General features: G+C 71.9%; 21 protein-coding genes and 2 pseudogenes. 14 read left to right on the forward strand and 9 right to left on the reverse strand.

All coding sequences use genetic code 11. The features are described from left to right. Window positions 1-49 precede the first annotated feature (49 nt). The 9 genes from J5Y05_RS02885 to J5Y05_RS02925 all read left to right on the forward strand — a co-directional run bounded on the left by J5Y05_RS02885 (window position 50) and on the right by J5Y05_RS02925 (window position 11,448). Entirely contained in the window at window positions 50-730 is a 681-nt protein-coding gene (locus J5Y05_RS02885; RefSeq protein WP_210868141.1) for a DUF998 domain-containing protein, read from the forward strand. Next, a complete protein-coding gene (locus tag J5Y05_RS02890) occupies window positions 727-2,862 on the forward strand; it encodes a glycosyltransferase (RefSeq protein ID WP_210868142.1) in 2,136 nt (711 codons plus the stop codon). Before J5Y05_RS02885 ends, J5Y05_RS02890 begins: the two co-directional genes overlap by 4 nt. Further along, a complete protein-coding gene (locus tag J5Y05_RS02895) occupies window positions 2,859-3,563 on the forward strand; it encodes a response regulator (RefSeq protein WP_210868143.1) in 705 nt (234 codons plus the stop codon). The genes J5Y05_RS02890 and J5Y05_RS02895 overlap by 4 nt, the downstream gene beginning before the upstream one ends. Before the next feature lie 266 nt (window positions 3,564-3,829). Further along, on the forward strand, window positions 3,830-4,966 hold the full coding sequence (locus J5Y05_RS02900; RefSeq protein ID WP_247614005.1) for a sensor histidine kinase: 1,137 nt from the start codon (window positions 3,830-3,832) through the stop codon (window positions 4,964-4,966). A gap of 231 nt (window positions 4,967-5,197) precedes the next feature. After that, a complete protein-coding gene (locus J5Y05_RS02905) occupies window positions 5,198-6,265 on the forward strand; it encodes a LacI family DNA-binding transcriptional regulator (RefSeq protein WP_307853766.1) in 1,068 nt (355 codons plus the stop codon). Between the two features lie 343 nt (window positions 6,266-6,608). Beyond that, window positions 6,609-7,706: an ABC transporter substrate-binding protein gene (locus J5Y05_RS02910; protein WP_210868144.1), complete on the forward strand. Its 1,098-nt coding sequence runs from the start codon at window positions 6,609-6,611 to the stop codon at window positions 7,704-7,706. Window positions 7,707-7,902: 196 nt separating this feature from the next. Further along, window positions 7,903-9,462 (forward strand): sugar ABC transporter ATP-binding protein, encoded by a 1,560-nt coding sequence (locus J5Y05_RS02915; protein WP_210868145.1) that lies wholly within the window; start codon window positions 7,903-7,905, stop codon window positions 9,460-9,462. Beyond that, window positions 9,455-10,417, forward strand: a complete 963-nt coding sequence (locus J5Y05_RS02920; RefSeq protein WP_210868146.1) for an ABC transporter permease — start codon at window positions 9,455-9,457, stop codon at window positions 10,415-10,417. The genes J5Y05_RS02915 and J5Y05_RS02920 overlap by 8 nt, the downstream gene beginning before the upstream one ends. Further along, window positions 10,414-11,448 carry an ABC transporter permease gene (locus J5Y05_RS02925; protein ID WP_210868147.1) on the forward strand — a complete coding sequence of 345 codons (1,035 nt, stop codon included), beginning with the start codon at window positions 10,414-10,416 and terminating at the stop codon, window positions 11,446-11,448. The genes J5Y05_RS02920 and J5Y05_RS02925 overlap by 4 nt, the downstream gene beginning before the upstream one ends. A 78-nt stretch (window positions 11,449-11,526) precedes the next feature. Here the strand turns inward: J5Y05_RS02925 and J5Y05_RS02930 are convergent, their stop codons facing one another. Next, window positions 11,527-14,799: a LamG-like jellyroll fold domain-containing protein gene (locus J5Y05_RS02930; protein WP_210868148.1), complete on the reverse strand. Its 3,273-nt coding sequence runs from the start codon at window positions 14,797-14,799 to the stop codon at window positions 11,527-11,529. A gap of 500 nt (window positions 14,800-15,299) precedes the next feature. On the opposite strand from J5Y05_RS02930, the gene J5Y05_RS02935 reads away from it, so the two are divergent. Further along, window positions 15,300-15,749 (forward strand): hypothetical protein, encoded by a 450-nt coding sequence (locus J5Y05_RS02935; protein ID WP_247614007.1) that lies wholly within the window; start codon window positions 15,300-15,302, stop codon window positions 15,747-15,749. 1,073 nt (window positions 15,750-16,822) lie between these two features. Here J5Y05_RS02935 and J5Y05_RS32410 read toward each other — a convergent pair. Next, on the reverse strand, window positions 16,823-17,560 hold the full coding sequence (locus J5Y05_RS32410) for an ATP-binding protein (protein WP_307853672.1): 738 nt from the start codon (window positions 17,558-17,560) through the stop codon (window positions 16,823-16,825). A gap of 147 nt (window positions 17,561-17,707) precedes the next feature. On the opposite strand from J5Y05_RS32410, the gene J5Y05_RS02945 reads away from it, so the two are divergent. The 4 genes and pseudogenes from J5Y05_RS02945 to J5Y05_RS32760 form a co-directional block, all read left to right on the forward strand. Beyond that, on the forward strand, window positions 17,708-18,433 hold the full coding sequence (locus tag J5Y05_RS02945) for an NsdA family TPR-like regulatory protein (protein ID WP_307853673.1): 726 nt from the start codon (window positions 17,708-17,710) through the stop codon (window positions 18,431-18,433). After that, on the forward strand, window positions 18,430-19,152 hold the full coding sequence (locus J5Y05_RS02950; RefSeq protein WP_210868150.1) for an HAD family hydrolase: 723 nt from the start codon (window positions 18,430-18,432) through the stop codon (window positions 19,150-19,152). Before J5Y05_RS02945 ends, J5Y05_RS02950 begins: the two co-directional genes overlap by 4 nt. 644 nt (window positions 19,153-19,796) lie before the next feature. Beyond that, window positions 19,797-20,036: pseudogene (locus tag J5Y05_RS32755) on the forward strand (hypothetical protein); the annotation flags it as partial. Window positions 20,037-20,138: 102 nt separating this feature from the next. After that, window positions 20,139-20,574, forward strand: a pseudogene (locus J5Y05_RS32760) (LacI family transcriptional regulator); the annotation flags it as partial. A 192-nt stretch (window positions 20,575-20,766) separates the two neighbouring features. On the opposite strand, the gene J5Y05_RS02960 reads toward J5Y05_RS32760, so the two are convergent. The 7 genes from J5Y05_RS02960 to J5Y05_RS02985 form a co-directional block, all read right to left on the reverse strand. Next, a complete protein-coding gene (locus J5Y05_RS02960) occupies window positions 20,767-21,900 on the reverse strand; it encodes a phosphoenolpyruvate carboxykinase (ATP) (protein WP_210868151.1) in 1,134 nt (377 codons plus the stop codon). Next, a complete protein-coding gene (locus J5Y05_RS31520; protein WP_247614008.1) occupies window positions 21,897-22,445 on the reverse strand; it encodes a Rossmann-fold NAD(P)-binding domain-containing protein in 549 nt (182 codons plus the stop codon). The genes J5Y05_RS02960 and J5Y05_RS31520 overlap by 4 nt, the downstream gene beginning before the upstream one ends. After that, window positions 22,442-22,801 (reverse strand): lactate/malate family dehydrogenase, encoded by a 360-nt coding sequence (locus tag J5Y05_RS31525; RefSeq protein WP_307853677.1) that lies wholly within the window; start codon window positions 22,799-22,801, stop codon window positions 22,442-22,444. Before J5Y05_RS31525 ends, J5Y05_RS31520 begins: the two co-directional genes overlap by 4 nt. After that, window positions 22,798-24,003, reverse strand: a complete 1,206-nt coding sequence (locus J5Y05_RS02970; protein WP_210868152.1) for a hypothetical protein — start codon at window positions 24,001-24,003, stop codon at window positions 22,798-22,800. The genes J5Y05_RS31525 and J5Y05_RS02970 overlap by 4 nt, the downstream gene beginning before the upstream one ends. 190 nt (window positions 24,004-24,193) lie before the next feature. Next, window positions 24,194-24,877 carry a hypothetical protein gene (locus J5Y05_RS02975; protein ID WP_210868153.1) on the reverse strand — a complete coding sequence of 228 codons (684 nt, stop codon included), beginning with the start codon at window positions 24,875-24,877 and terminating at the stop codon, window positions 24,194-24,196. A gap of 264 nt (window positions 24,878-25,141) precedes the next feature. Further along, window positions 25,142-25,657 (reverse strand): hypothetical protein, encoded by a 516-nt coding sequence (locus tag J5Y05_RS02980; protein ID WP_210868154.1) that lies wholly within the window; start codon window positions 25,655-25,657, stop codon window positions 25,142-25,144. Beyond that, on the reverse strand, window positions 25,654-26,025 hold the full coding sequence (locus J5Y05_RS02985) for a hypothetical protein (protein ID WP_210868155.1): 372 nt from the start codon (window positions 26,023-26,025) through the stop codon (window positions 25,654-25,656). The genes J5Y05_RS02980 and J5Y05_RS02985 overlap by 4 nt, the downstream gene beginning before the upstream one ends. Window positions 26,026-26,250 lie beyond the last annotated feature (225 nt).

Below are 26,250 nucleotides of genomic sequence, written 5' to 3' on the forward strand. Positions count from 1 at the left end.
CATACACTCCGCCGCACGGGCGACACGAAGCTCTCGTTGTCTTGGCCCCATGCTCGTTCCCCTCACGTTCCTCTCCCCCCGGGGCGCCGTCCGCCGCCTGGACCCGCACTCGCCCGGCTCGGCCGCGCACGGTGCCCTGGCCGGCTCCCTCGCTCTCGCCGCAGCCCTCCACCTGGGCTGGGCCGCGGAGGTCGACCCCCTCAGGCACACCCTCAGCGACTACGCCCTGCACGACGGCGCGGCGGCGCTGTTCACCGCCTGCGCCGGCTCCGCGGCGGCCGGCTGCGGAGCCCTCCTGGCCGGACTGGTCCGCAGCCGGGCGACGGTGGGCACCGGCGCACCCGCGGCGCTGGCCGTGGGATGCGCGGGGCTGACCCTGTGCGCGCTCTTCCCCACCGACCCGGTCGGCCGGCCCTCGACGGCGAGCGGACTGATCCACCGCTACGCGACCGGAACGGCGCTCGCCGCACTGCCCGCGGCCGGACTGCTCCTGGCCCGCCGGCTGCGCGCCCGCCCGGCCGGCCGCGACATCGGCCGGCTCGCCTGGGCCAGTTCGGCCGCCGCGCTGCTCTTCCTCGGCACCCACCTGAGCGTGCGGCACCCCGTGACGCCCGCCGCCTGGCGGGCCGCCGGTCTGCTCGGGCTGGCCGAGCGGGTCACGCTGGGACTGGAGTTCGCCCTGCTCTTCACGATGGCCGGCACGCTGCGCGGCGCGGGACGGCCAGGATGACCGGTCTGGCGGTCTTCCTGGCCGTCCTCAACGCCGTCTGCTACACGACCGGCGCGCGCCTCCAGCACCAGGCCACGCACGCCACCGCCACCGCGGGCCGTACCTCCCGCGTTACCGCCCTGCCGCGCCACCCGCGCTGGCTGGCGGGACTGGCTCTGCTCGCCACCGGCGGCGCCCTGCACGTCACCGCCCTGCGCCTGGCCCCCGTGACCGTCGTCCAGCCCCTGGGCGTCACCACCATCGTGCTGAGCGTGCTGTGGGGAACACACTCCCGCTCGGCCCGCCCCGACCGGGCCACCGGGCTCGCGCTGGCCGCCATCGTCATCGGCGCGGGAGGGTTCGCGGCGATCGCGGCACACGTCACGGTGCCCACCACCGTCACGCCCTCGGCCCAACTGGGAGCCGTCCTGCTGGCGTTGTCCGTACTCGCCTGCTGTGTCGCCGTCGCCCGCCAGGTGAGCGGCCCGAGCCGGGCGCCCACCCTGGCGGCGGGCGCCGGCAGCGCCTACGGCTGCATGTCGGTACTGATGCGGGCCGCCGGCGAGGAGTTCACCCGGGGCGGTGTCAGCCCCGCGCTGTTCGGCACCCTCGCCGCCCTGGCCCTGACCGTCGCCGCCGGGTTCCTCCTGGTGCAGGGCGCCCACGCGTCCGGCCCGCCGGAGGTCACCGTCGCCTGCCTGACCCTGGTGGACCCCTTCGTCGCCGTCCTCATCGGCGTCGGCCTGCTGGGGGAGGCCCCCGGGCTCACCCTGCCCACCGCAGCGGCGGCCCTGTCCTGCTGGACGCTCGCCCTGGTGGGCGTGGTCCGCATCGCCCGAGCCACCCCCGCCACCCCCAGCCCCCTCGCCCCGCCCATGCCGGCCCCCTCAGACCCACAGGAGTACGACGACATGCCCGCCTCCCACCCCGCCCCCCAGCGCGTCGTCATCGGTGCCGACACCTTCCCGCCGGACGTGAACGGCGCGGCGAACTTCGCCCAGCGGCTGGCCGCGGGGCTCGCGGCGCGGGGCCACGACGTCCACGTGATCTGCCCCGCGACCCAGACCGGCGCCGGCAGCGGGGTGGAACACGGCATCACCGTTCACCGCGTCCCCTCGTACCGGACCCCCTTCCACCCCACCTTCCGCGTCTGCCTGCCGTGGTTCAGCACCCGGTCCCTCGCCCGTATGCTGCACGAGCTCCAGCCGGACGTCGTGCACGTCCAGTCGCACTTCGCCCTCTGCCGCGCCCTGGCCGGCGCCGCCCGCCGCCGGGGAGTCCCGGTGGTGGCGACCAACCACTTCATGCCGGAGAACCTGATCGGCTACACCCGGCTCCCCGCCCGGCTCGCCTCCGCCGCCCGCGAGATCGGCTGGCGTGACCTCGTACGCGTCCACCGCCGCGCCGACATCGTCACCGCCCCCACCCCGCGCGCCGCCCGGCTCCTCCACGAGCAGGGTCTCGAAACCCCGGTCCTGGCGGTTTCCTGCGGCCTGGACCTGGACCGCTTCTCCCGGCCCGGCCGCCGCCGGGGCGACGACGACCGGGCCCGGGTGCTGTTCGTCGGCCGGCTCGACGAGGAGAAGAACGTCCACGAACTGCTGCGGGCCCTGGCCCTGCAACCCGCCCGCCTCGACGCCACCGCCGACATCGTCGGGGACGGCTCCCGCCGCCGCGCCCTGGAGGAACTCGCCGACACCCTCGGCATCCGCGAGCGCGTGACCTTCCACGGACTCGCCACCGACGAGGAAGTCCTCGACGCCTACGCCCGGTGCGACGTGTTCTGCATGCCGGGCACCGCCGAACTACAGAGCCTGGCCACCATGGAGGCCATGGCCGCCGGCAAGCCCGTCGTCGCCGCCGACGCGATGGCCCTGCCCCACCTCGTCCACCACGGCCGCAACGGCTACCTCTTCCCGCCCGGCGACATTCAGGCGCTGGCCACCTGCCTCACCCGGCTCCTCGACGACCCCGCGGCCCGCCGGGACATGGGCGCGGCCGGCCGCGAGATCGTGGCCGAGCACGACATCACCCGCACCCTCACCGTCTTCGAGGACCTCTACCTTGAGGCAGCCGGCCACGGACACCCCCGCGCCGCCGGCCGGCCGCCGCGCCAGGCAGTGCGCAACGACCCCCTGGAGCACACGCGATGAAGACCCGGCGCGTCCTGGTCGTCGACGACGAACCCAAGATCCGCATGACCGTGCGCGGCTACCTGGAAGCCGACGGACTCCAGATCATCGAGGCCGCCGACGGCCCCTCCGCCCTGCGGACCCTCGCGGCCAACCAGCCCGATCTCGTGATCCTGGACGTCATGCTGCCCGGCCTCGACGGTTTCGAAGTCCTCCGCCGCATCAGGCGGACCAGCCAGATCCCGGTCATCATGCTCACCGCCCGAGCCGAAGAGGTCGACCGGCTCATCGGCTTCACCGGCGGAAGCGACGACTACGTCACCAAACCCTTCAGCCCCCGCGAACTCGCCCTGCGCGTGCGCGCCATCCTGCGGCGCACCGACCAGGGTGACGACGCCCCCGCCGACCCCGTCCTGCGTTTCGACGGACTCACCCTCGACCCGGACGCCCGGACCGTCCACGTCGACGGCGCGGGGCCCGCGGGGCTCTCCGCCCTCGACTTCGACCTGCTGACCGCCATGGCCCGCAACCCCGGCCGGGTCTTCACCCGCCGCGCCCTGCTGGCCCACGTATGGGGCGAGGACTTCTTCGGCGACGAACGCGTCGTGGACGTCCACATCCGCACCCTGCGCCGGGCGCTCGGCGACGACGCCACCACCCCCCGGTTCGTGGGCACCGTCCGTGCCGTCGGATACCGGTTCCTCGCCCGCCCCCTTGTCTAGGGCCTTTCGTACCGGGCCCGCCACGGGCCGGGGGGGTCCGGTACGTACATCCGCCGTGCCGCCGCCGTCACGGGCCGACTTCCGCGGGCCCGGCCGCGCTCGTACGGGGGCGCCCCGTGGCGCGGGCCCGCGGGGGCCGGTACGTACACCCGCCGTACCGCCGTCGTTCCACGGCCCGATTCCCCCACACCCGGCCGCGCTCGCACAGGGGCGCCCCGTCGCACCCCGCCCTCGACCATCCCGCCCCCAGAACAGGACACCGGTACATGCGGCCCACCACCCGCCCGGCACCCGCGCCCCGACGCGCCCGGCTGCGCCAGTTCCCCGGCAGGCTGTCGCTGCGCAACCGCCTGATCCTCTCCCACCTCGCCGTCCTGCTCATCGCCCAGGCGGCGATGGGAGCCGCGCGGGCCATCGTCGAAGGCCCGGCCAAGGGGTACCTCGATCCCGCCGCGCAGATCCACCGCCAGGACGGCCCCATCGACTCCGACCTGGCGCTGGGGCTGGGCCTGGGGACCGCCGCGGCCTTCCTCGCGGCCGTGGTGCTCTCCCGGTTCCTGCTCCGCCCGCTGGACAACGTCCGCTCGGCCACCCACCGGCTGGCCGAGGGCCACTACGACGACGTCCTCACCGTCCCCAGCGAGCCCGGCCTCGCGGCCCTGGTCCAGGACGTGAACTCGCTGGCCGCGACCCTCGCCGACACCGAACGGCGCCGCGCCCGTCTCGTCTCCGAGATCGCCCACGAGATGCGGACCCCCATCACCATCCTGCACGGCCAGATCGAGGGCATGGCCGACGGCATCTTCACCCCCGACGACGCGATGTTCGCCTCACTCGCCGACGACCTCGACCGGCTGCGCCGCCTGGCGTCGGACCTCTCCAGCCTCTCCCAGGCCGAGGAAGGAGCCTTCGCCCTCCGCTCCGCGAGCACGGACGTCGCGGCCCTGGCCCGAGCCACCGCCCGGCGGCTGCGCCCCCAGTACGACGACCAGGGCATCACCCTCACCGTCGACGCGGACACCCCGGCCGTCATCTCCGGCGACCCCGACCGCATCACCCAGGTCCTGATCAACCTCCTCGGCAACGCCCTGACCGCGTCCCATCCGGGAGGACACGTGGTGCTCTCCGTCCACGGCGGCACCGGCACACGGACGGCGCCCCGCCACGTCACCGTCGGCGTCACCGACGACGGCATCGGCATCGCCGAGCACGACCTCAACAGGATCTTCACGCGCTTCGAGCGCATCAAGCATCCCGGACGGCCCAGCCCGGCCGGCGGCAGCGGCATCGGCCTCACCATCGCCCGCGGCATCGCCGAGGCCCACGGCGGTAGCCTCACCGTCGCGTCCCCCGGAGTGGGCCGGGGCTCCACCTTCACCCTCCGGCTGCCCGTCACCGGCTGAACCGGGCGATCACCGGCCCGGACTCCACCGGGGAGGTCATCGGTTCGTCCGGGCCCCCGGTTCCCCGCCCGGCCCGGTGGTGCGCGCCCCGACGGGGACAGGGCTCGGCCGGTGCCTTGCCAGCGTGAAGACCACGACTGTATAACGTTGTAAAACCAGGGCTCGGCGCACGGTGGCGACACCGCACCCGCACCGGCCGCCCGAGTCGGGCCGTTCAGGAAAGGGATGGACGTGCGGGTCAGCCTCAAGGACGTCGCCGCGCACGCGGGAGTCTCCATCAAGACCGTCTCCAACGTGGTCAACAACTACCAGCACGTCACCCCTGCCATGCGCGAGCGCGTCCAGCGGTCCATCGACGCGCTCGGGTACCGGCCCAACCTGGCCGCCCGGCACCTGCGCAAGGGGCGCACCGGCATCATCGCCCTCGCCCTGCCCGAACTGGGCAACCCCTACTTCGCCGAACTCGCCGCCGCCGTCATCGACGCCGCCACCCGGCACGAGTACATCGTGCTCCTGGACCACACCGGCGGACGCCGGGAACAGGAGATCCTGGTCAGCCAGGGGTTCCGGGCGCGGGTCATCGACGGGCTGATCCTCAGCCCCATCGAGCTGGAGGCGGAGGACCTGCGCGACCGCCCGGAGAACGTGCCGCTGGTCCTGCTCGGCGAGCGCGACTACGACCTGCCGTACGACCACATCGCCATCGACAACGTCGCCGCCGCCCGCGACGCCGTGCGGCATCTGGTCGGCCTGGGGCGCCGCGAGGTGGCGTTCATCGGCGCCCGGCGCGGTCGCAGCGAGCCCGCCCAACTCCGGGTGCGCGGCTGGCGCGAGGAGCTGAGGGCCGCCGGGCTCTCCGCCGACGACGGGCTGGTCGCCGCCACCGACGGCTGGGGGCACGCGGACGGCGCCGCGGCCATGGCCCGCATCCTGGACTCCGGACGGCGGCCGGACGCCGTGTTCGCCTACAACGACCCGATGGCCATCGGCGCGATGCGGGTGCTGCACGCGAGGGGGCTGCGGGTGCCCGAGGACGTCGCGGTGGTCGGCTTCGACGACGTCGTGGAGGGACGGTTCGGCGCGGTCACCCTCACCTCGGTCTCCCCGGACAAGGAGGCCATCGGCCGGCTCGCGGTCGAGTCGGTCCTCGCCCGGCTCGGCGGGCAGGCCCCCGAGCCCCGGCGGGTCCGAGCCGAGTACCGGCTGGTCGGACGGGAGAGCACGCTGGGGCACCACCCGGCGGACGACGGCGTGAACGGTGCGAGCGGCGCGAACAGCGCGGACAGCGCGCACGGCTGAGCCGGGGGGCGTACGCGGGGCCCGCCGCCCGGACGAGGCGGACGACGGCGTCGCCGCCCAGTCCGCCCCGGCGCCGGGGTGTGCGGTGAGACGGTTCCGCACGGCCGACGCCGAGTCAAGTACGTACGACACAAGCGGGGTTGGCGGGCGGCCATGTCGCGCGCTCCCGTTCCCCACGTACCACGCCCCTGTCGTGCGCGGGGGGTTTACAGCATCCTTCCAACGATGTAAAACCTCCTTGCGGAGGTCCGGACGAGGTCCGGCGCCGGGGCGAGAAGCACCGTTTCCGCTCGTCGTTCCGCTCCCCAGTTCCCTTCCAGCGTCGCCCGGATCGGGGTCACCCATGCAGCGAACCACCCACCGCCCTCGTCTCCTCGCCCGCCCCGTCGTCGTGGCCCTCGCCGCCGCGGTGGCCCTGACCGCGAGCGCCTGCACCAAGTCGGAGGACGACGCCTCGGACGACAAGCGGTCCTCGACGGCCGCCGCCGACACCGAGCAGAAGGTCGTCACGCCGAAGCCCGGAAGCAAGTCCTGCACCATCGACGCCTACGGCGCCGAGAAGATCGACCTGAAGAACGCCACCGTCGGCTTCTCCCAGTCGGAGAAGGAGGCCAACCCGTTCCGCATCGCCGAGACGCAGTCCCTCAAGGACGAGGCCGGCAAGCGGGGCGTCAAGCTGCTGACGGCCAACGCCCAGTCCCAGTTCTCCAAGCAGATCAGCGACGTCCAGGACCTGCTCGCCAAGGGCGCCGACCTGCTGGTCATCGCCCCGCTCAACTCCGACGGCTGGGAGCCGGTGCTGCGGGCCGCCGCCGCCAAGAAGGTCCCGATCGTCACCATCGACCGCAAGATCAACGCGACGCCGTGCAAGGACTACGTCTCGTTCATCGCCTCCGACTTCGTCGAGCAGGGCCGCCGCGCCGCCGACCAGATGATCGAGGCGACGGGCGGCAAGGGCGAGGTCGCGATCCTGCTCGGCGCGGCCGGGAACAACGTCACCACCGAGCGCACCAAGGGCTTCAAGGAGCGGATCGCGGAGAAGGCCCCCGACCTCAAGGTGGTCTTCGAGCAGACCGGTGACTTCGCCCGGGAGAAGGGCCAGCAGGTCACCGAGCAGCTCATCCAGTCCAAGCCCGGGATCAAGGGCGTCTACGCCGAGAACGACGAGATGGGCCTCGGCGCAGTCGCCGCGCTCAAGGGTGCGGGCAAGAAGGCCGGCGCCGTCAAGATCGTCACCGTGGACGGTACGCGCAACGCCGTCCAGGGCATCGTGGACGGCTGGATCAGCGGCGTGGTCGAGTCCAACCCGCGCTTCGGCCCGCTGGCTTTCCAGACCCTGGACGCCTTCACCAAGGGCGAGGAAGTCCCCCAGGACGTCATCATCGAGGACGGCGCCTACACCGGCGACAACGCCAAGCAGGACATCGGCAAGGCGTACTGACCCCGCCGCCCGGGGCCGGGTCCGCTCTCGACGCGGCCCGGCACCCGGCGCCCGGCGCCCGGTTCCGGGCGGCCCCGGCCGCGCACCCGCCGTCCCCGCACCTCGTACCCCTCCGTAACCCGCACCCCGTACCCCCGTACCCTCCGTACCTCGTGCCGCGTACGCGGTACTCGTCCCGCTCTACCTGGAGGCACAGGTGGCACCCCCCGCCGAGGTCCTCGCCGTCCGCGGACTCAGCAAGACCTTTCCCGGAGTCCGGGCCCTGGACGGCGTGGACCTCACCCTGCACCCCGGTGAGGTGCACGCCCTCATCGGCGAGAACGGCGCCGGCAAGTCCACGCTCATCAAGGTGCTCACCGGCGTCCACCGGCCGGACGCCGGCGACATCACGTTCCAGGGGCGGCCGGTCGCCTTCTCCACTCCGATGGAGGCCCAGAAGGCCGGCATCTCCACCATCTACCAAGAGGTCAACCTCATCCCGCTGCTGAGCGTGGCCCGCAACCTCTTCCTCGGCCGCGAACCCCGCACCCGCCTCGGCCTGCTGGACTTCGGCCGCATGCACCGGGAGGCCGACGAGGCGCTGCGGGCCCACGGTGTCCGGGTCGACGTGCGGCAGCCGCTGCGCACCCTCGGCGTCGGCGCCCAGCAGATGGTGGCCCTCGCCCGCGCCGTCGCCACCGACGCCCGCGTCGTCATCATGGACGAGCCCACTTCTTCCCTCGAACCGCGCGAGGTGGAGACCCTGTTCTCGGTCATCCGCCGCCTGCGGGAGTCGGGCATCGCCGTCGTGTACGTCAGCCACCGCCTCGACGAGCTGTACGCCGTGTGCGAGACGGTCACCGTGCTCCGCGACGGACGCCGGGTGCACCACGGGCGGCTGGCCGACCTCGACCGGCTCGGCCTCGTCTCCACCATGCTCGGCCGGGACATGGGCGAGGTCCGCTCCGAGGGACTGACCAAGTTCACCGGCGACCACCACGCCGCCGCCGGCGAGCCGGTGCTCCAGGCGACCGGCCTCACCGTGCCACACAGGCTGCACGGCGTCTCGGTCGGCATCCGGCCGGGCGAGGTCGTCGGGCTCGGCGGACTGCTCGGCTCGGGGCGCACCGAGACCGCGAAGGCCATCTCCGGTGCGCTGCCGCTGCGTTCGGGCGACGTCGTGGTCGCCGGGGCCCCGCTGCGCGGCGGCTCCACACCGGCCGCCATCCGGGCGGGCATCAGCCTGCTGCCCGAGGACCGCAAGAGCGAGGGCATCGTGCCGGGCCTGTCGGTCCGCGAGAACATCGCCCTGGCCGCCCTGCCCCGGCTCTCCCGCTTCGGCCTCGTCTCCGAGGCCCGGGTGGACGCCGTCGTCGACACCTTCGTCCGGCGGCTGCGCATCAAGGCGTCCTCGCCGCACCAGAAGGTCGGTGAACTCTCCGGCGGCAACCAGCAGAAGGTGCTCCTCGCCCGCTGGCTCGCCATGAACCCCAAGGTCCTGCTCCTGGACGAACCCACCCGCGGCATCGACGTCGGCGCCAAGGCCGAGGTGCAGAAACTCGTGGACGAACTGGCCGCCGACGGTCTGGGCGTCCTGCTCATCTCCTCCGACCTGGAGGAACTGATCGAAGGGTCCGACCGCGTGGTCGTACTGAAGGACGGTGCGGTCGTCGGCGAACTGACCGGCGACGACGTCACCGAGGACAAGCTGATGCGGACCATCGCCGGGGACCCGCCCGCGCCCGGCGCGGTGGAGGTGGCGGCCACCGATGACTGAAACCGCCCTGCGCACCGCCCCGTTCGACAAGACCCGCGTCCTCGCGTGGCTCCAGAGCTACGGCGTCTACGCGGGCGTCGCCATGCTCCTGATCGTCAACACCGTCATCACACCGCACTTCCTGACCGCCGAGAACTTCCGCACCCAGGCCGTCCAGGTCGCCCCCGTCGTCATCGTCGCGCTCGGCATGGCCCTGGTCATCGGCACCGAGGGCGTCGACCTGTCGGTGGGCGCCGTGATGGCGCTGGCGGCCTCGGTGACCGCGCTCTACCTCGGCTACGGACTGCTCCCCGCGCTGCTGGTGGTGGCGGTCTTCGCCGCGGGCGCCGGACTCGCCAACGGCGCGCTGGTCGCCTTCGTCGGCGTGCAGCCCATCGTGGCCACCCTGGCGCTCATGGTCGGCGGGCGCGGCATCGCGCTGGTGCTGCTGCCGCAACTACAGGACCTGCACAACCCCGCGCTGGCGTCCCTCGGTTCCGGGGCCGTCGCGGGCATCCCGTACCTGATCCTGATCGCCGCCGCCCTCGCCCTGCTGATCGCCTTCGTCGTCCGGCGCACCACCTTCGGCCGGCAGCTCCTCGCCATCGGCGACAGCCGCCCCGCCGCCCAGCTCGCCGGCCTGCCGGTGCGCCGGGTGCTGGTCGTGGTCTACGTCGTGTGCGCGCTGCTCGCCGCGGTGGCCGGGGTGCTGGCCACCGCCCGGCTCCAGGCCAGCGACCCGACCTCGCTCGGCAACCTCATGGAGCTGTCCGCGATCACCGCCGTCGTGGTCGGCGGCACCCCGCTGACCGGCGGCCGGATCAGCATCGGCGGCACCGTGGCGGGCGCCGTCCTCATCCAGTTGCTCACCGCCACCCTCATCAAGCACGATCTGCCGCCCTCGTGGACCCAGATCGCCCAGGCCATAGTGATCGTGTGCGCGGTCTACGCGGCACGGGGACGGGGGAAGCGATGACCGCCACCAAGACGGACGCCCCCACGACCGCCCCGGGTGAACAGCCCGCGGACGAGACGGAACCGGTGGGTTCCGCACGCTCCGAGCGGCTGAGCGCGCTGGTCCAGCAACACGGCGCGCTCGCCGTGCTGGTGATCGTCTCGCTCGTCGCCTCGCTCAGCTTCGACTCGTTCGCCACCGGGGACAACGTCTCCAACATGGCGACCAGTTCGGCCTTCCTGGCGATCGTCGCGCTCGGCATGACCTTCGTCATCATCACGGGCGGCATCGATCTGTCGGTGGGCTCGCTGTTCGCGCTCGGCGGCGTGCTGGCGGCCTGGGGCTCGCGCCACGGCACCCTGGTGGCGCTGCTGCTGCCGCTCGCGGTGTGCGGACTGATCGGTGTCGTCAACGGCCTGCTCGTCGCCCGCTCCCGGCTCGCGCCCTTCATCGTCACCCTGGCCGCCATGCTGGGGGCGCGCGGTGTGATGCTGGCCCTCACCGACGAGGGTGCCGAGACCTATCTGATCGGCAAGGACTCCTTCCTCGCCGACCTCGGCCAGGGCAGCACCCTGGGCGTCGGCAACCCGGTGTGGGTCACGCTGGCGCTCTTCGTCGCGGGCGCCGTCGTCCTGCGCCGTACCCGGTTCGGCCAGCACGTCTACGCGGTCGGCGGCAACGAGGACGCGGCTGCCCTCATGGGCGCCCCGGTGGCCCGCACCAAGGTCCTCGTCTACACCCTGTCCGGACTGCTGGCCGGCCTGGCCGGCGCGCTCAACGCGGCGTGGCTCGCGTCGGGCGTGACCATCCTCGGCGGCGGCATGGAGCTGGAGGCCATCTCCGCCGTCGTCATCGGCGGCACCCTGCTCACCGGTGGCCTCGGCCATGTCAGCGGCTCGCTCGTCGGTGTCCTGCTGCTCAAGGTGATCCAGAACGTCATCAACCAGATCGGCTCCCTGGACTCCTCCTACCAGCAGGTCGTCAGCGGCGCCTTCCTGGCCGTCGTCGTCATCGCCCAGACCTGGCTGGGCCGCAGGCGACGGCTCGGGTAGCGGGGGCCGGCACAGATGGTCCCGGCGGGCGTCTTCAGGGACGCTCGCCGGGACCACGTCTGTGCGGGGAGGCGGGTGCTACGGCTTCTCCCGGGTGTGGAGCGCGCTCACCTCCTCCGAGGTGAGCGCCGTGTCGTAGGCGTGGACCTCGTCGACGGCACCGTTCCAGAAGTCGGTGTCCTCGCCGTTCCACTGGGCGCGGCCGACGGCGAGGGGGCCGGAGCCGACGTAGTTCGGGCCGGCCGTCGCGGTCGCGGCCAAGGCGCCGTCGACGTACAGCCTGATCTGGTCGCTCGCGGCGTCGCGGACGCCGACGAGGTGGTACCAGCGGCCCGTCGGGGGCGTGACCACCAGCCGGGCGCGGTTCTCGCCCGGCGTGCTGAAGGCGAAGGCGCCCTGGCCGTACTGCAGGTAGAACGGGCTGGCCTGGCGCCGGCCGTCCTGGCTGACGGCGGTGGCGTAGTTGCCCGGGAGCCCGTCCAGGCGCACCCAGGCGGAGACCGAGTAGCTCCCGGTGGTGTCGAGCACCGGGCCGTCGGTCTGGGCGGACTGCCCCCGGCCGTCGAACTTCAGCGCGCTGCCGCTGACGCCCGGGGTCCAGGTGGTGCCCGCGGAGAGCGTCAGGGACCTGTGGTGCGGGCCGGTGTCCGCCGCGGTGGTCCCGCCGCCCTCGTCGAGGGGCCAGTGCCCGCCGCCGGTCGGCGTCGGGCGCTCGCCGGCGGCGGCACCGGCGGCGACGACCTGGCGGTTGACCGCGCGGACGCGGACCGGGTCGACCTTGACCTCGCGGCGGTCGTAGGTGTAGAGCCCGTTCAGCTCGTTCTCCAGGTCGGTGATCTGCGTGTACACCGATCCGGACAGCTCGGCGCCGGCCTGGTCGAGGTAGAACTTCTCGGTGTTCTCGACGTACTTGCGGGTCAGCGCCTCCTTGTCCGCGACGCCGCTGTAGATCACGGTGGGGGCGCCCGGCCACATGTGCCCGGGGGCGCGCAGCGTGAAGCCGCCGTGCTCGCCGTCCATGGCGGCCCGGTGGTCGGGGAAGGGCGGGGAGTCGTTGTTGTAGTCGTGGTGGTCGATGATGTCGCCCTTGCCCGAATCACCCTTGGAGTTACAGCAGTTGACACCGCTGTGGGCGTTGACCAGGCGGGACGGGTCGGCGGCCTTGACGGCCTCGGCGAGGCGCCCGCTCTCCTCGCGGTCCCACTCGCCCCAGCCCTCGTTGAAGACGACGTGACCGATGACGGAGGGCGCGTCGTGGTGCTGCCGCATCGCCTCCATCCCCTCGTCGACGAAGGACTTCCGGCCGGTGGCGTCGGTGATGTTCCCCGAGACGAAGTCCTGCCACACCAACAGGCCCAGCTTGTCGGCGTGGTGGAACCACCGGGCCGGTTCGACCTTGATGTGCTTGCGGACGGCGTTGAAGCCCAGCTCCTTGTGCGCCTTCAGGTCGAAGGCGAGCGCCTCGTCGCTCGGCGCCGTGTAGAGGCCGTCGGGCCAGAACCCCTGGTCGAGCGTGGCGAGGGAGAAGACCGGCTTCCCGTTGAGCACCAGCTTGCGGTGGCCGCCGACGTCCTCGATGCCTATCTTCCGCATCCCGAAGTAGCCGGTGACCTTGTCGCTCGATTTGCCGTCGGTGAGCGTGACGTCGAGGTCGTAGAGGTAGGGGTCGTCAGGGCTCCACAGGTGCTGCCGGGTCACGGGCAGGCGCAGTTCCTTGTTGGCGGGGCCGGAGATCTTGCCCACGACCTTGCCCCGCTTGTCCCGGGCGACGGCCTCGACGCGCGCCCGGCCGGAGGCGTCGGCGGAGGCGACGGTGACCGCCAGGGTGCCGGTGTCGATGTCGGGCGTGGTGACGAGGTCGTCGATGGCGACGGCGGCGACGGGCTCCATCCACACCGTCTGCCAGATGCCGGACGACTGGGTGTAGAAGATGCCGCCCGGGTCGGTCGACTGCTTGCCCGTCGGCTGGTCGGCGCCGCCGGTGTCGGTGACCGCGACGACCACCTCCTGCGGACCCGAGCCCTTGAGCGCGTCGGTGATGTCGGCGCCGAAGGCCGTGTAGCCGCCGGTGTGTTCGGCGACCTTCCTGCCGTTGACCCAGACCGTCGCCCGGTTGTCGACGGCGCCGAAGTTGAGCCGGAGCCGGCTGTCCTTGTCGCCCTTGCCGACCTTCCAGTCCCGCGGCACCTCGACGAGCCGGCGGTAGAACATGTGGTCCTCGTGCCGCTCCAGACCGGAGAGCTGCGACTCCACGGGGAACGGGACGATGATCTTCTCGCCGAGGTTCCGGCCGAAGACCGGCCGCTCGCCCGCCTTGGCGGCGCTGAACTGCCAGGGCCCGTTGAGGTTCTTCCACCGGGAGCGCACCTGTTGCGGGCGCGGGTACTCCGGCAGCGGGTTCCTGGTGTCGAGCTTGTCGCCCCAGGGGGTGGTGAGGCGGTGCGCGGAGTCGTTCTGCGCGTACCGGATGATCTTCGGTACGGTCTTGCCGCCGGAGGTGAGGCCGCCGGCGCCGTCGTAGGCGACGCGGACCTGCTGGTTCTTCTGGACCGGCTCGGCGAGGGTGATCAGCAGGGAGTCGCGGTCGCCGGGGGCGGTGCGGACCGAGGCGAGGGGCATCGGGGTCGTGTCCGCCTCGACCTTCAGGTGGTCCCGGACCGCGCCGATGTCGCCGACCCGGCCCTCGAACCGGGCCCGTAGCTGTTTCCCGTCACCGGCGACCGACAGCTCCACCGGGTAGACCTCGAAGCCGTCCGGCGGGGTGAAGGCCGACATCGGCACGAGCTGCTTGGGCAGCGTCGGGGCGGACCAGCGCAGGAACATGTTGGCGCCGCCGGTGTCCTGGAACAACTCCAGCCGGAAGTCGTGCGGTTCGCCGGCCTTCAGCCTGATCGGGGCGCTGGTCTGCTCGTTGTCCCAGTCGGGCACCCAGTGGTCGATCACCGGCTTGCCGTCGATGAGGAGCCGGAAGCCGTTGTCGCCGATGGCGTGGAAGGTGTAGTCGCCGGTGGCGGGCGCCGTGATCCGGCCGGTCCAGCGGGCGGTGGTGTGCTCCGTCCTGCCGGTCAGCTCCTCGAAGGTGCCGGTCAGCCCGGAGAAGTTGATCTGCGGGTCGAGCGAGGTGCCGCCGAGCCGGTCGAAGTCGCGTGCGCCGGGCGCCGACATGGCGAAGTACTCGCCCTTGAGCCCGTGCACCGCGACGGCGGCCCGTTCGGAGGAGGGGGCCGCGGCGCCGGCCCGGGTCTCGGCGGCCGACGCGGTGGACAGCAGCCCGGTCGTGGGCAGGACCAGGGCCGCCGCGGTCAGCAGGGCCCAGGCTCTCGCTCGTGGGCGGAGGTGTCGTCTTGTCATCGAACCCTTCCTCGCACAGAAGGTGGCGGACCGGGGCCGGCCGGCTCCGGTCGGGTGACACGGCGGGGACACCGCAACGGGCGCGGTCAGCGACCATTTCAACGTTGGAAAATAACGTTGGAAAACAGTGCCAGCGGAATGACAGCATGCCGTTCCGCCACTGTCCAGACCTCGCGCACCACGGGCTGACGGGACGTCGGCCCGCCGCACGCCGCGGACACGGCGGTACGTGACCTCGCCGGGCGGCGCCGGCGGGACAAGGTGTGCCGGCGCCCGCGGTTCGCGCACCGCAGGGGATGAGGCATAGCTTGGGAGATCAGCGTCGATCGTCTACGCGTACGTAGTCATCTTCGGGCTGCGGGCCGCGTCGGGCCCGCCGGGCGGCCTGGATCGGGGTTGGTGACACGTGGTGAACGAGCGCCGGGACGAGAGGCATCCCTGTCCGAGAGCGACGAGGAGTCACTGCGCGGTCTCCTGCGTGAGGCCGAGGGCGGCTCCGAGTGACGTACGTGCTCGTCCTGGTCGTTTCGACCCTCGCTCTCCCGTGGGGCGGGGCGGCCGTCGCCAGACGTCTCGCCGGCCTCCTGCCGCCTCGCTGGGCTTGCTGGTTGCTGACGGGCGCGGCGGTTCTGCCGGCCGGTGGGACGATCTCCGCGCTGGTCGGCCTGTTTCACGTGCCGTTCCTCGCCTCGTTGGAACAGGTGTCTTTGACGCGGGTGAGGGAGGTGTGGCCGGCGGCGGTGCCGCTCGCCGGGATCGCCGGAGTGGTGATGCCGGCGCAGTCGGTGTTGCTGGTGCGGCGCCGGCTTCAGCACCGTTCACTGCTCAAGAGGGCGTGGTCGTCGGCGGACGAGGGCACGGGAAGCGGGGGCGTGCTGGTGGTGCCGGGAAGCGATGCCGACGCCTTCGCGCTGCCCATCGCCGGACTCCACCCCACGTACACCGGGTAACTCACCGTCGACGGTCGCCCGTTGACCCCCGCGTGCAACGCCGCACCCGAGAACAGCAGCGCCGCGTCCAACTCGTCCCGCAGAACCCGCTGGCCGCGCCCAACCCCCCGGCACACCGTCGGCCGGCAGTTGACCCGTCCCCTGCGTCTGCACGCCGATGTGTCCAGGAACGTCCGTTCCGAGCGGGTCAGTCACCGAACTCCTCGCCCCGGTCGGCCTTCCCGCCGACTACGCCGACCGCTTTCCGGGAGAGCTGTTGGGCGGACAGCGCCAACGCGTCTCCATCGCCCGCGCCTTGGCCACGAGGACCCGATATCCTCCCCTGCGGCGAGGCCACCGCAGACATCATGGAGCTTCTCTCCCGCCTGCGCACCGAACACCGGATGACCCTGGTCATGGTGCCCCACGAGGCACCACCTGGTCGCTCGATACACCGACACGGTCCACCTCCAAGTAGCTCGGCGCGGCTGGCCTGCGCGAGGAGGTTCCGGCTTGGCGCAGGGCGTCAGGCGTCGAGGCTTCGGCGGAGGCCGATATCCATCAAGCCGCGCATGCCCTATTTGTCGGAATCGAAGAAAGTACTCGGAAGCTGCCTCTGGCGGCAGTAAAATCGCAAGTCATCCAGCCTGCTCCCCGCACCCGCGGGGATTGTCCCTCCTGGACCTTCGCGGCCAGGTCGTCCGCGCGCTGCTCCCTACACCCGCGGGGATGGTCCCCTGATCCCGTTCGTGCACAGCGACTTCGAGGCCTGCTCCCCGCACCCGCGGGGATGGCACCAGCGCGGGACTCTCACCTCCGTGGTCTCCTGGGTTGCACACACGGGCCCGCCCGAAGCCCAACTCGGGGGAGAGCCGCGACCGTGGCCGCGACCACGACGGCGACGGCCTGGAACACCGTCAACACCCAGCCCAGTACGGCGTTCACCGGCAGCAGCGCCGCCGAAGCGGAATCCATCGGCCACCCACCCATCGGTATCGGCTCCCGAGCGCACGAATTATCACAGCCGCCCCGCCGGAGGAAGAGGGGGCCAGTGAACCAGGTCACCTGCGGAGACGCGGTCCTGAGGGTGCTCGTCATCGGCTCAGGGGCCCGCGCAATTCGCGCCACGTACTGGCCCCGTCGTCGCCGACACCCCAGGAGCCCTGTCGGGCAACGGCGATCGCCTGCACCAACATCAAGCCACGGCCGTGTTCGTCTTCGGCAGAGGGATTACGCGGAGTGGGCCGATGCCCGGGGACTCCGTCGTGGACGTCGATCCGCAAGCAACTGCCGCGGAGGGAGAGCGTCAATGTCACCTCTCGACCGTGGCTGTGCTGGACCGCGTTGGTCACCAACTCGGAGACGACGAGCACGGCGTCATCCACAAGGCAGGCCAAACCCCTTTCGAGCAAATGAACCCGCGTCAGCTTTCGCATCTCGGCTACCCGTGACATGTCCATACGCACGGGGGGTTGCCCTGGTCCGCGCTCGACGATCTGAAAGGTTCGCCTCAGCAGGTCGGCATTTGCACCGGCGGAGCGAAGCAGTCGTTCGGCAGTCGTTGTTATCACGTCCTCTTGTGGGAACGGAGGAGCGACCAGACGACGAGTTTCGCCCTGCGAGGGGTGGTCCGCCCGCCGCCGCGGCGAAGACGGGGCGAACATGGGTGAGACGGGGTCGTCGTGGAGCCTCGCACGTCCTTCCTCCCTCCACAGCGAAATGTGGTCACCGCATCCGACTGAGTGGTCAGCGCGTGGGCATGAGTGTGACGCCAGGACGAACCTGTGCTTATCTCTGCGGCGATATCTCCACGGAGATAAGGAGTCCGGCATATCGTGTGGACCGTCGGGGAGTTCGATCCAGGGGGCCGCACCATGAGACCGACGGGCCGCGTATGCGAGAGGTGCGCAACCGGGCTCAGTCAGTACAACCCCGATGCCCTGTGCGCCTTGTGCGCAAAAGCAGTGACGGCGCCGGGAGTGCCCGATCGTGCCTGGCGCGACGAGGCCGTCTACCGTGCCCTGGCCGCTTGGGACTTCGGGGAACTCGGCGCTCTGCGCGCGGCGCACGCCTCAGGCGACTCCCGTCTACGCGCCGGTGCCCTCGGTTTCCTCGCCATCCACGGTTACTCCGCCGGCGACCCGCGCGACGCCATCACCGCCGCCCGTACCGCGCGCCAGGCGATCACCGATCACGACGCCCCCGCCCTGAACGCCATGCTCCTCACCCGCCAGGCGCGCGGCCATGCTCGACTCCGTGAAGAGCGCCAAGCTCTGGCCGCGCTTGCCGAAGCCGAAGAACTGTGTGCGCGCGGCCGGGGCGAGGACGACCCTCACTGGCTGTACTGGATCAGCCCGGGGGAGATCCTCGGACAGACCGGAAGCTGCCACCTTGACCTGGGACAGCCGGCTCGGGCAGCCCAGTCCTTCGCCGCGGCCCGTGGCGTGCTCAGCCGGGAGGAGACCCGGACCACCGCACAGTTCCTGTCCCGAGCCGCGACCGCACAGATGCGCGCGGGTGATGCCGACGCGGGCTGCGCCACCGCCCATGACGTCCTGACGCTCGCCGAAGGGATTCGGTCCGCCCGCCTCGACGACCACCTGCACACCATGCTTCACGAGACGCGTTCCTACGGTGCCCCCTCAACCGCCCGGGATCTGCTGGATCGTGGGGAGAGTGTCATGCGTCAGCGAGCCGCCGCGTGATCCTTGTTCTCTGGGATGTCGACCGCACGCTCCTTTACACCGGTGACACCGATCGGCTGGTCTACCGGGAGCTTTTCGAGGAGGCGGTGGGTAGGCCCGCCGAGCGTTTGCCCGCCCGGGGCACCGGAGTGACGATGCCGCTCGCTGTCCGGGAGTTGCTGCGTGTGAACGCGGTGAAACCCGAGCGGATCGAGGATCTCGCGCAGCGCATCGTACGGCGGATGCCCGCGCGACTGGAAAGTCACCGGGACGATCTTGCCCGCACAGGGCGGATCATGCCCGGCGCACCCGCCGCTCTGGCCGCCGTGCGACAAGAGCCTGGGCTGGTCCCCACGGTCGTCACCGGCAACCTGCGGGGCAGCGCCGAGATCAAGCTCAAGACTCTCGGCCTGGACGAGTATCTCGACCTCGATATCGGCGGATACTCCTCCGACGATCCCCACCGCCCCGCCCTCGTACGCGTGGCACAACAGCGAGCCGGCGCCCGCCACGGGTTCACCTTCACGCCGGATACGACCGTGATCATCGGCGACTCCCTTGAGGACGTTCGCACCGGACGGGAAGGCGGGGCCCACGTGATCGGCGTCGCTTCGGGTACCACATCAGCCGAGCAACTCGCGTCCGCCGGGGCCTGCCACGTCGTCCCTGACCTGACCGATGCACAACGCGTCATTCGACTGATCGACCAATGCGCCACGCTCGACGCCGACCAGCGCTGAAGCCGCCGGCGTGAGGGCTTGGGCATTTTTCGCCGATTGTCGTGGAACACCCCACGCAGGTGGGGAAGACCCTGAGCAGGAACGGGCCGCAGCCCAAGTTCCCTTCGGCCACTTCGCCAAGGAGTGGCTCACCGATCAAGACCTCGCGCACTCGACCATGCAGAACTACCCGCGCAGCCTGGCGCACTTACTGCGGGCATTCGGGGACAGGCCATCCCGGAGATCATCAAGTCGACGGTGACGGTGGCTACCTGGGAGCGAGAGCAGCTCAAGCAGTCCGCGGTGAGCAGTGTCCGCACCTACCGCTTGCTGCTCCACCTGATCCTCGCCGACGTACGCGACGCAGGCCACGCCGACATCAACGTGGCCGAACGTCGCAGTGGCCGAGGGCGCCGCCACGGGCGGAGCCGGCGGTGCGGCCCCGAGAAGGCGACCACCACCATGCTTGGCTCCTTGCTCATCGCCGAGCGCGCCTCCCTCCCGTCCACCCGCGACGACGAGTTCGTGGCCCACATCCTCAAGACCTATACGGGCATGCGCTGGAGCGAAGTCGTCGGTCTGGAGACGCAGTACGCCCGGCCTGACGCACGCTGCTTCCGGATCGAATGGCAGCTCTGTGAACTCGACATCGGCGAGCTGGTCCAGTGCCCGCCGAAGGACGACAGCTACCGCAACATCGACTCACCGGACTGGCTGTCGCACCTCGTCGGGGCCACCTCGCCAGCACCAAGCCACAGCCCTGCGGCTGCCACGGGCTCACCTACGTCTTCAGCGGCCGAGGCGTCGGCGGGACCAGGCAGGACGGGCCCACGGTCCGCCAGGTCGCCGAATTGGCCGGCGTCTCCACCGGCACCGTCTCCAACGTCCTCAACTGCCCGGAGCGGGTGACCGCAAAGACCCGCGTCCTCGTCGAGAAGGCCATCGCCGAGATCGGCTTCGTCCGGCAGGCCGGCTCCTCCCGCGAGGCAGCCCACTGGCGGAGGTCCGGCCGCGCGACGTGGATCTTCACCCCGGCCGCGACCGGCTGGTACCCGAAGAAGGCCCCCAACGATGCCCACCCGTGCCCGTGACCCGCGGGGAATTCCCCGGTGTGCCGGTACGCGGCCGGGGCGCCGCCAGCCGGGCAGAGGCGTGCCGGCCCCCCATCAGGGATCTCCTGACCCGCCACGGACTGCGCCACGGCCACCGAACCTCATGGAGGAGCTGGGAACACTCAAGGTCCTCATGGACGAGCGCGTGGGGCACGAGGACGGATCGGTCAGCGCCCGCCACGCCCACGTCACGGACTCGATGTGGCAGACGCTCATGGAGCAACTGACCGAGGTCCGGAACGAGTCGCTGGCTGCCCGCCGCGCGTTGCACCCTCGGTACCCTTTGCCGGTACTCGACCGGCTGTTGCATGAGCGTGCCGAGTCCCGGTAGGTCGTTGATCAAGATCACACCCGGCTCACACCCAGAATCGGCAGAAGTGCCCGACAAGTATCCGCAGGTGAAAGCGGTGCAACGTCGGGCGCCACACCCCGGGGGTCGTCACCCCGGCTGGGTGTCACACCAGGAACCGAGCCGCCCCGGCCGAGAGCGGTCGGGGCGGAACCACGGAGCACGCGGTAGGGATCAGATCGAGTCAGCCACCTTCGTCAGGACCGCGGTACTCGCCGGCACGTCATGGCTCAGCCGCACCGTGCGGTGCGGCAGCTCGGCGAGCCGCGCCGCCACCTCGGCCCGCGCGCTCTCCCGGCCGCCGCCGTCCACGCCCTGCGCCTGCCCGAAGACGTCGGGGTAGCGGTCCTCCGTCTTCCCGGACATGAAGTCTGCCTCGCCCAGCGTCCGGGTGCCGTCGGTGATGTCCGGCGCCGTGTCGGCGTCGACCTGGGGGAAGAGGAGACCGGCCGCCCGGCCGCCGGTGGCCAGCGGCACGCCGAACAGGTCCGGGAACTGGTCCGGGAACACTTGGACCTTCCGCTCGCGCTTCGCGTTCTCCCACAGCGGCGTGTGGTCGCCGGCGAGCAGCGCCTCGGCCACCGACTCGTGCTGCGTCGGGTGGAAGCTGCCACCGGACCGCAGGTACTCGCGGGCCTTGGCGTCCCAGCCGAGCGAGTGCAGCAGGCCGAGGCCGAGCGCGGCGGCGGACGGCCAGGGCACGACCTCGACGTCCCGCTCGCCGGTCGGCCGGACTAGCACCCGGTCGTTGGCGAGGAGTTGCCAGCCGTGCGAGGCGAGCAGCAGCGCCGTGGTCGTCTTCCCAGCCCCCTTGTCACCGAAGGTCAGCAGAGTCGCACCGTCGTCCGGCCGTACGACCGCAGAGGAGTGGAGCACGGCCCACCCGTCGCGGAGGAGCCGGCTACGGATCGCCTCCCGTGCGAGGCGCGCGGCGGCCAGGGCGAGCGGCTGCGCGTCGGAACCGGCGAGGACGAGACGGCCCGAGGACGGGGTGCTGCGGTACGCGATCCCCTCCTCCGGCGACGTGGCGATGATGTCCTCGCCGTCGCGCGCCACCAGCAGTGGGTGCTTGGCGTAGGCGACTTCTTCGGCGGGCCGGCCGTCGTGGACCAGGAGGGTGATCTCCTTGTAGCCCTCCGGCTTGACGTCCGCGATCACCACGGCCCCGGCGCACACGGCGGCGGCGTCCACCGTCGTGGCGTTCCACCACGGGCCGAAGTAGCGCAGGGCCCAGTCGGTGACCTCCTGCCGGTTGCTGAGCACGGTGACGGCCGCCGCGGCGGCCTCCAGTCGAGTTGCTGTGATCATGTAGCGATCCTCTTGGGGAGAGCTTGGAGTTGGGCGTAGGCGTCGCGGAGACTGCCGGCCGCGGAGTCCAGACGCAGGCGTTCGGAACGGGTGAGGGGAGGCAGGCACGGTATGGCCTGGCCTCCGGTGAAGCGCAACGGAATTCCGAGGTAGACGTCCCCGTATGGCACGGACAGCTCCTCGACTCCGTCGACCAGGCCAAGTGCCTTGCGAAGCGTGGAGAGCACCGCGCCGGCGGGGCCACAGCGGGTACGGCCGATACCGTTGCGGATCAGCGCCGGGCGCTGTTGGAGGTCGGCCACGACGGTGCGCACCGGGACCACGACCGGGCGACTGCCGACGGTGGTCGTCGACGCGCACACCACGGCGCGGTCACCGTGCTCGCCGATGACGTGGCCGCGCACCAGATCCGGGGATACCTGGGCATACCGGGCGAGCAGGAGGCGGTACCGAGCCGAGTCGAGGTTCGACCCGATCCCGAAGACCCGGGAGCAGCCCGAGACCTCGCCGAACCGTCGGGCCATCAGGTCGACCGGGTTCGTCACGACGAGGACGGCGCCGCCGTACCCGCGCAGCTTCCCGCCAACGCCCCGAGCGCGGGAGCGTTCGCCGCCGCGCCCCCACGCCGGATGTCCCGCTGGGCCGTGTTCGTGAAGTCGGTGCGCAGGGCGATCACCACCGCGTCGCAGTCATGCAGGTCGGCGACCTCACCGGCCTCGATCAGGGAGCGCGACCGTGTGGTGTGCGCGAGGTCCTGAAGGTCGGCGCATAGGCCCCGCACCTGGCTGGGCTGCCGGGACACGACGAGGAGCCGGTCGGGCAGGCCGGCGGTCACCAGGCTCGTGGCGACGGTCTGCCCGACGGCGCCCGCCCCGACGATCCCCACCACCGGGCCGCTCACCGCGCGCTCCCCGCGGTGTGCTCCACCTCGGAGAAGACCGCGTCCAGGAGCCGCAGGCCGGCCATCGATCCGACGAGGAGGGCGCTCACCCGGTCGACGACGCCCGCGACCGTGCGGGCCTGGGCGACGAGGGCCTGCTGATGGGGCGCCAGGGGAAGCCCCGGGGGCGCGCTGAGGCAGGTACTCAGGATGCTCACGGTGTCCATGAGCCACAGGACCAGGACATCCCGGAGCCGGGCCGCTCGGTCCCGTTCGGGCAGCGCCGCGGCGTGCCGGGCGAGCGTGGAGGTGACGCCTTGCACGATCTGCCGTCCGGCCTGCGGTTTCGGGCGCCCGACCGCGAGGAGGAGCGCCCGGCCGGTGAGCTTTGCGACGTCCGGCTGGGGACCGGCGGCCCACTGCACGGCCGGGTCGATGAAGTTGAGGCGCGTGCCGTCGAGGAAGACGTGCTCGGGCTTGAGGTCCCCGAAGACGACGGTGTCCCGACGGGGCGAGAGCGCACTCGACATCCGCAGCAGCCGCCACACCGCGTTCTGTACCAGCTCGATGATCTCCTCGCGCACGCGCTCCGGGAGCCCGCTGTCCCGGCCGAGCGCCCGCAGATAGGCGGTGGTGCTCAGGCCGTTGGACTTCCGGCGGAAGACGCCGACGACGGACCGCTCGCCGATCGGTGCCGCTTCGCGCAGGCACTCGGCGCCGGCCGGGCCGTGCAGGTCACCGAGGGCGTCGAGCACGGCTTCGAGGAGCGCGCCCGTCTCCCAGGGGCGGGCGGCCAGCTCGTCGGCGAGCGGCGTGCCCGCGGCGACGTGCGTGAGCAGCACTCCGCCGTGCAGACCGGCGGTCCCGCACACCCAGGGACGGCCGAGCTTCCGCAGGACCTCCAGGTTCTGCGCCTCTCGCGCGGTTAGCAGGCCGGTGCTGACGACGTAGGCGCGCTGCGCTTCCTGTACCTCGTCCCACGTCCCTCCAGCGCCCCGCAGGATCGACACCAAGGACAGGCCGAGCCAACTGTATTTGGCGATCATCTCCTCGCCGTCCACCGTGATCCGGCAGACGTACGACGTGACGCTCGGGCACTGCGGACCGAGGACGACGTTCCTGCCCGGCCACGCCTCTGCCACTGCCTGCGTGATGTTCTGCTGGCTGGCGGCGTGCAGCACCGCTGCGTTCACCGCCGCGTTCTCGCTCGTAGCGAGGGTCACAGACCGCCTCCTTGAGGGATTGCGCGTCCTACGGGTGCTGGTCGCGCGTTCGGGGTGCGTGATGGGGCAGGCGGCCGGACAAGAGCCGCCTTGGTCCGCCGCGCGGTGCGCGCCGAGGGTGACCGGCGAACGCGCTGCACAGGACGAGAGCAGTACAGGGGGCGAAGCGGGCGGGTGGTCCGGCGCAGCGTCAGGCAGCCGCCGGCACCTCGACCCGAGCGAACTCCTTTTCCAGCCGGTCCCGACCCAGTCGCGCAAACTCGACCTTCAGGTCGACTGGTGTCACGCCGTGCAGCTCGACGACCATGCGCCCGGCCACCACCCAGGACGCGGCCGGCGAGCCGTACACGACCTGTTCGTCGCCGCCCATCGGCCGGAGGGTCACCGGGTCGTGCACGATGCCGGCCAAGCCCCATGCCGGCGCGCTGTCCGCCGTGGCCGCGACGTGGTGCCGCAGCAGGTACGGGCAGAGCTGCACGGAGATCCCCGCGCACGGCAGGCACACCGGCGGACTCGCCGTCCGCTCCCTCTCCCTGATCGGGTTGTCCCCGCGCAGGAGAAACAGGAGCGGCGCGGCGGGGTCGTCCGGGGACCGCGCGCAGACCTGGCACAGCCCGTCCCGCATCGCCCGCCGCTGCCGGTAGGGGTGCACCTCCCGCAGCCGCGGCTCACCCCGCCGGCCCTTCGGGAGCAGCGTCGGCCGCACCCACAGCGTCCCCCAGGAGTCACGGTCGAGGTGCGACTCGTCCACGAACGCCAGCCGACCTCCGCAGGAGGTGAGCCGGGGCGTGACCAGCGTCTCCCGGCTCCACCCGGCGATGTACGGCACGATGCCCGGCGGTGCGGGCGGTAACACGAGGCTGTGGGCAGCCATGGGGTCCCCCTGATGGTGCGTTGGTCCGCCCGCCCCCTCGGGCAGTGAGGTGGCAACCGGGAGGCGGGCGGGGTCTGATGGGCCGCTGGGCGAGCGGCCACCGCGCGGTGGTCTACGCCGTGGCGATGCCGACGAGGAGAGCGCCGAGCACAAGGGCCAGGGCGAGCACGTAGAGGGTCTGGCCGATGGGGCTGTCCGGCCTCACGCCCGCCCCGCGGCGACGGCTACCTCGACCTGCCCGCGCTCGGCTGGCGGCCGGCCGGGTCACTGCTCTTCCTCTTCCAGGGCAACGGCCTGCCGGCCAAGCCGTACCAGGGCGGCGACGGCCTCAACGTCACACAGGCCGCCCGGAACCTCCAAGGGCAGGCTCCAGTAGGCTCCGCGGCCGGGTTCTGTGCGGTGGACGGCGGGTAGGCCCAGGAAGTGACTGCGGGTCAGCATCTCCACGGTGTCCCGCCCGGCCGCCAGCGGCCACTTCACCGACGGGGGCACAAGCGCGTAGTACGTGCACTGTCTGCGGTCCAGGGACACTGCCCCGCCGCCGCTGAAGAAGCCTTTGAGGAACGCGTCGGCTTTCGAGAGGTCACGGGTACCGGCGGCGGACCACACCAGCGGGCCCGGCACCCGCACAGCGGTGAAGCGAACGTTGCACGGGAAGAGCGCGGTGTCCCCTTGCCCCCAGTCCTCCCACACCTGGTGCTCGTCCCGCACAGCGGTCAGGAGCCACCGGATGACGGCTAACTGCCGGTCGGCGAGATCCCCCACTGCGCGGCGGTTCATCGGGCCCCCGATCTGGACATTCGGAAGGCCATTTCGAGCACCGGACGGATCTGCCAGCCGTTCAGCAACTCACGGGGCGTGGCTGTGCCTTCCAGCCACGGAGGGGTATCCCACCGGACGTCGTGGCTCGGCGGGAGCGCCACCCACCCGTCCGGTCCGGTGTGCACGTCTATGTCGTCGTCGACGATGGCATGGTGCCCCGTGGCCGGCAGTACGAGCAGAGCGCAGTGATCCTTGGTGAAGAAGCACGGCGTCGGGGCCCGTCGGTCCAACTCGACCATGGCGGCCACACCCAGCATGCGCGGGACCACGATCGCGTCGAATCGGGCGGTGGTGGCGATGAGGGCCGATCCCGGGGCCGTCGGCACGACCTCGTCGACCGTGTCCTCGTGGAGCCGGGGGAACTCCCCGGTCCGGGGATGAGCACCAGGCAGAGCGCATTCGGCCCTCGCGCAGGTACACCCCTGGCGAGGCCGGTAGCGATGCCCCAGTGTGAGAGGCCAGCCCAGTGAAAGATACGCCCGTGCCGCAGTGGCAGGGTCGCGGGTGCTGATCGGCTCCATCGCCGATACCCCCAGGTGATCACTCAGTTG

The organism is Streptomyces tagetis (assembly GCF_018069565.1).
GTDB lineage: Bacteria > Actinomycetota > Actinomycetes > Streptomycetales > Streptomycetaceae > Streptomyces > Streptomyces tagetis.

Coding starts and splice junctions, on each gene's coding strand:
- J5Y05_RS02885 (WP_210868141.1), top strand. CDS start 50: ATGCTCGTTCCCCTCACGTTCCTCTCCCCCCGGGGCGCCGTCCGCCGC.
- J5Y05_RS02890 (WP_210868142.1), top strand. CDS start 727: ATGACCGGTCTGGCGGTCTTCCTGGCCGTCCTCAACGCCGTCTGCTAC.
- J5Y05_RS02895 (WP_210868143.1), top strand. CDS start 2,859: ATGAAGACCCGGCGCGTCCTGGTCGTCGACGACGAACCCAAGATCCGC.
- J5Y05_RS02900 (WP_247614005.1), top strand. CDS start 3,830: ATGCGGCCCACCACCCGCCCGGCACCCGCGCCCCGACGCGCCCGGCTG.
- J5Y05_RS02910 (WP_210868144.1), top strand. CDS start 6,609: ATGCAGCGAACCACCCACCGCCCTCGTCTCCTCGCCCGCCCCGTCGTC.
- J5Y05_RS02920 (WP_210868146.1), top strand. CDS start 9,455: ATGACTGAAACCGCCCTGCGCACCGCCCCGTTCGACAAGACCCGCGTC.
- J5Y05_RS02925 (WP_210868147.1), top strand. CDS start 10,414: ATGACCGCCACCAAGACGGACGCCCCCACGACCGCCCCGGGTGAACAG.
- J5Y05_RS02930 (WP_210868148.1), bottom strand. CDS start 14,799: ATGACAAGACGACACCTCCGCCCACGAGCGAGAGCCTGGGCCCTGCTG.
- J5Y05_RS32410 (WP_307853672.1), bottom strand. CDS start 17,560: ATGCCGGACTCCTTATCTCCGTGGAGATATCGCCGCAGAGATAAGCAC.
- J5Y05_RS02960 (WP_210868151.1), bottom strand. CDS start 21,900: ATGATCACAGCAACTCGACTGGAGGCCGCCGCGGCGGCCGTCACCGTG.
- J5Y05_RS02975 (WP_210868153.1), bottom strand. CDS start 24,877: ATGGCTGCCCACAGCCTCGTGTTACCGCCCGCACCGCCGGGCATCGTG.
- J5Y05_RS02980 (WP_210868154.1), bottom strand. CDS start 25,657: ATGAACCGCCGCGCAGTGGGGGATCTCGCCGACCGGCAGTTAGCCGTC.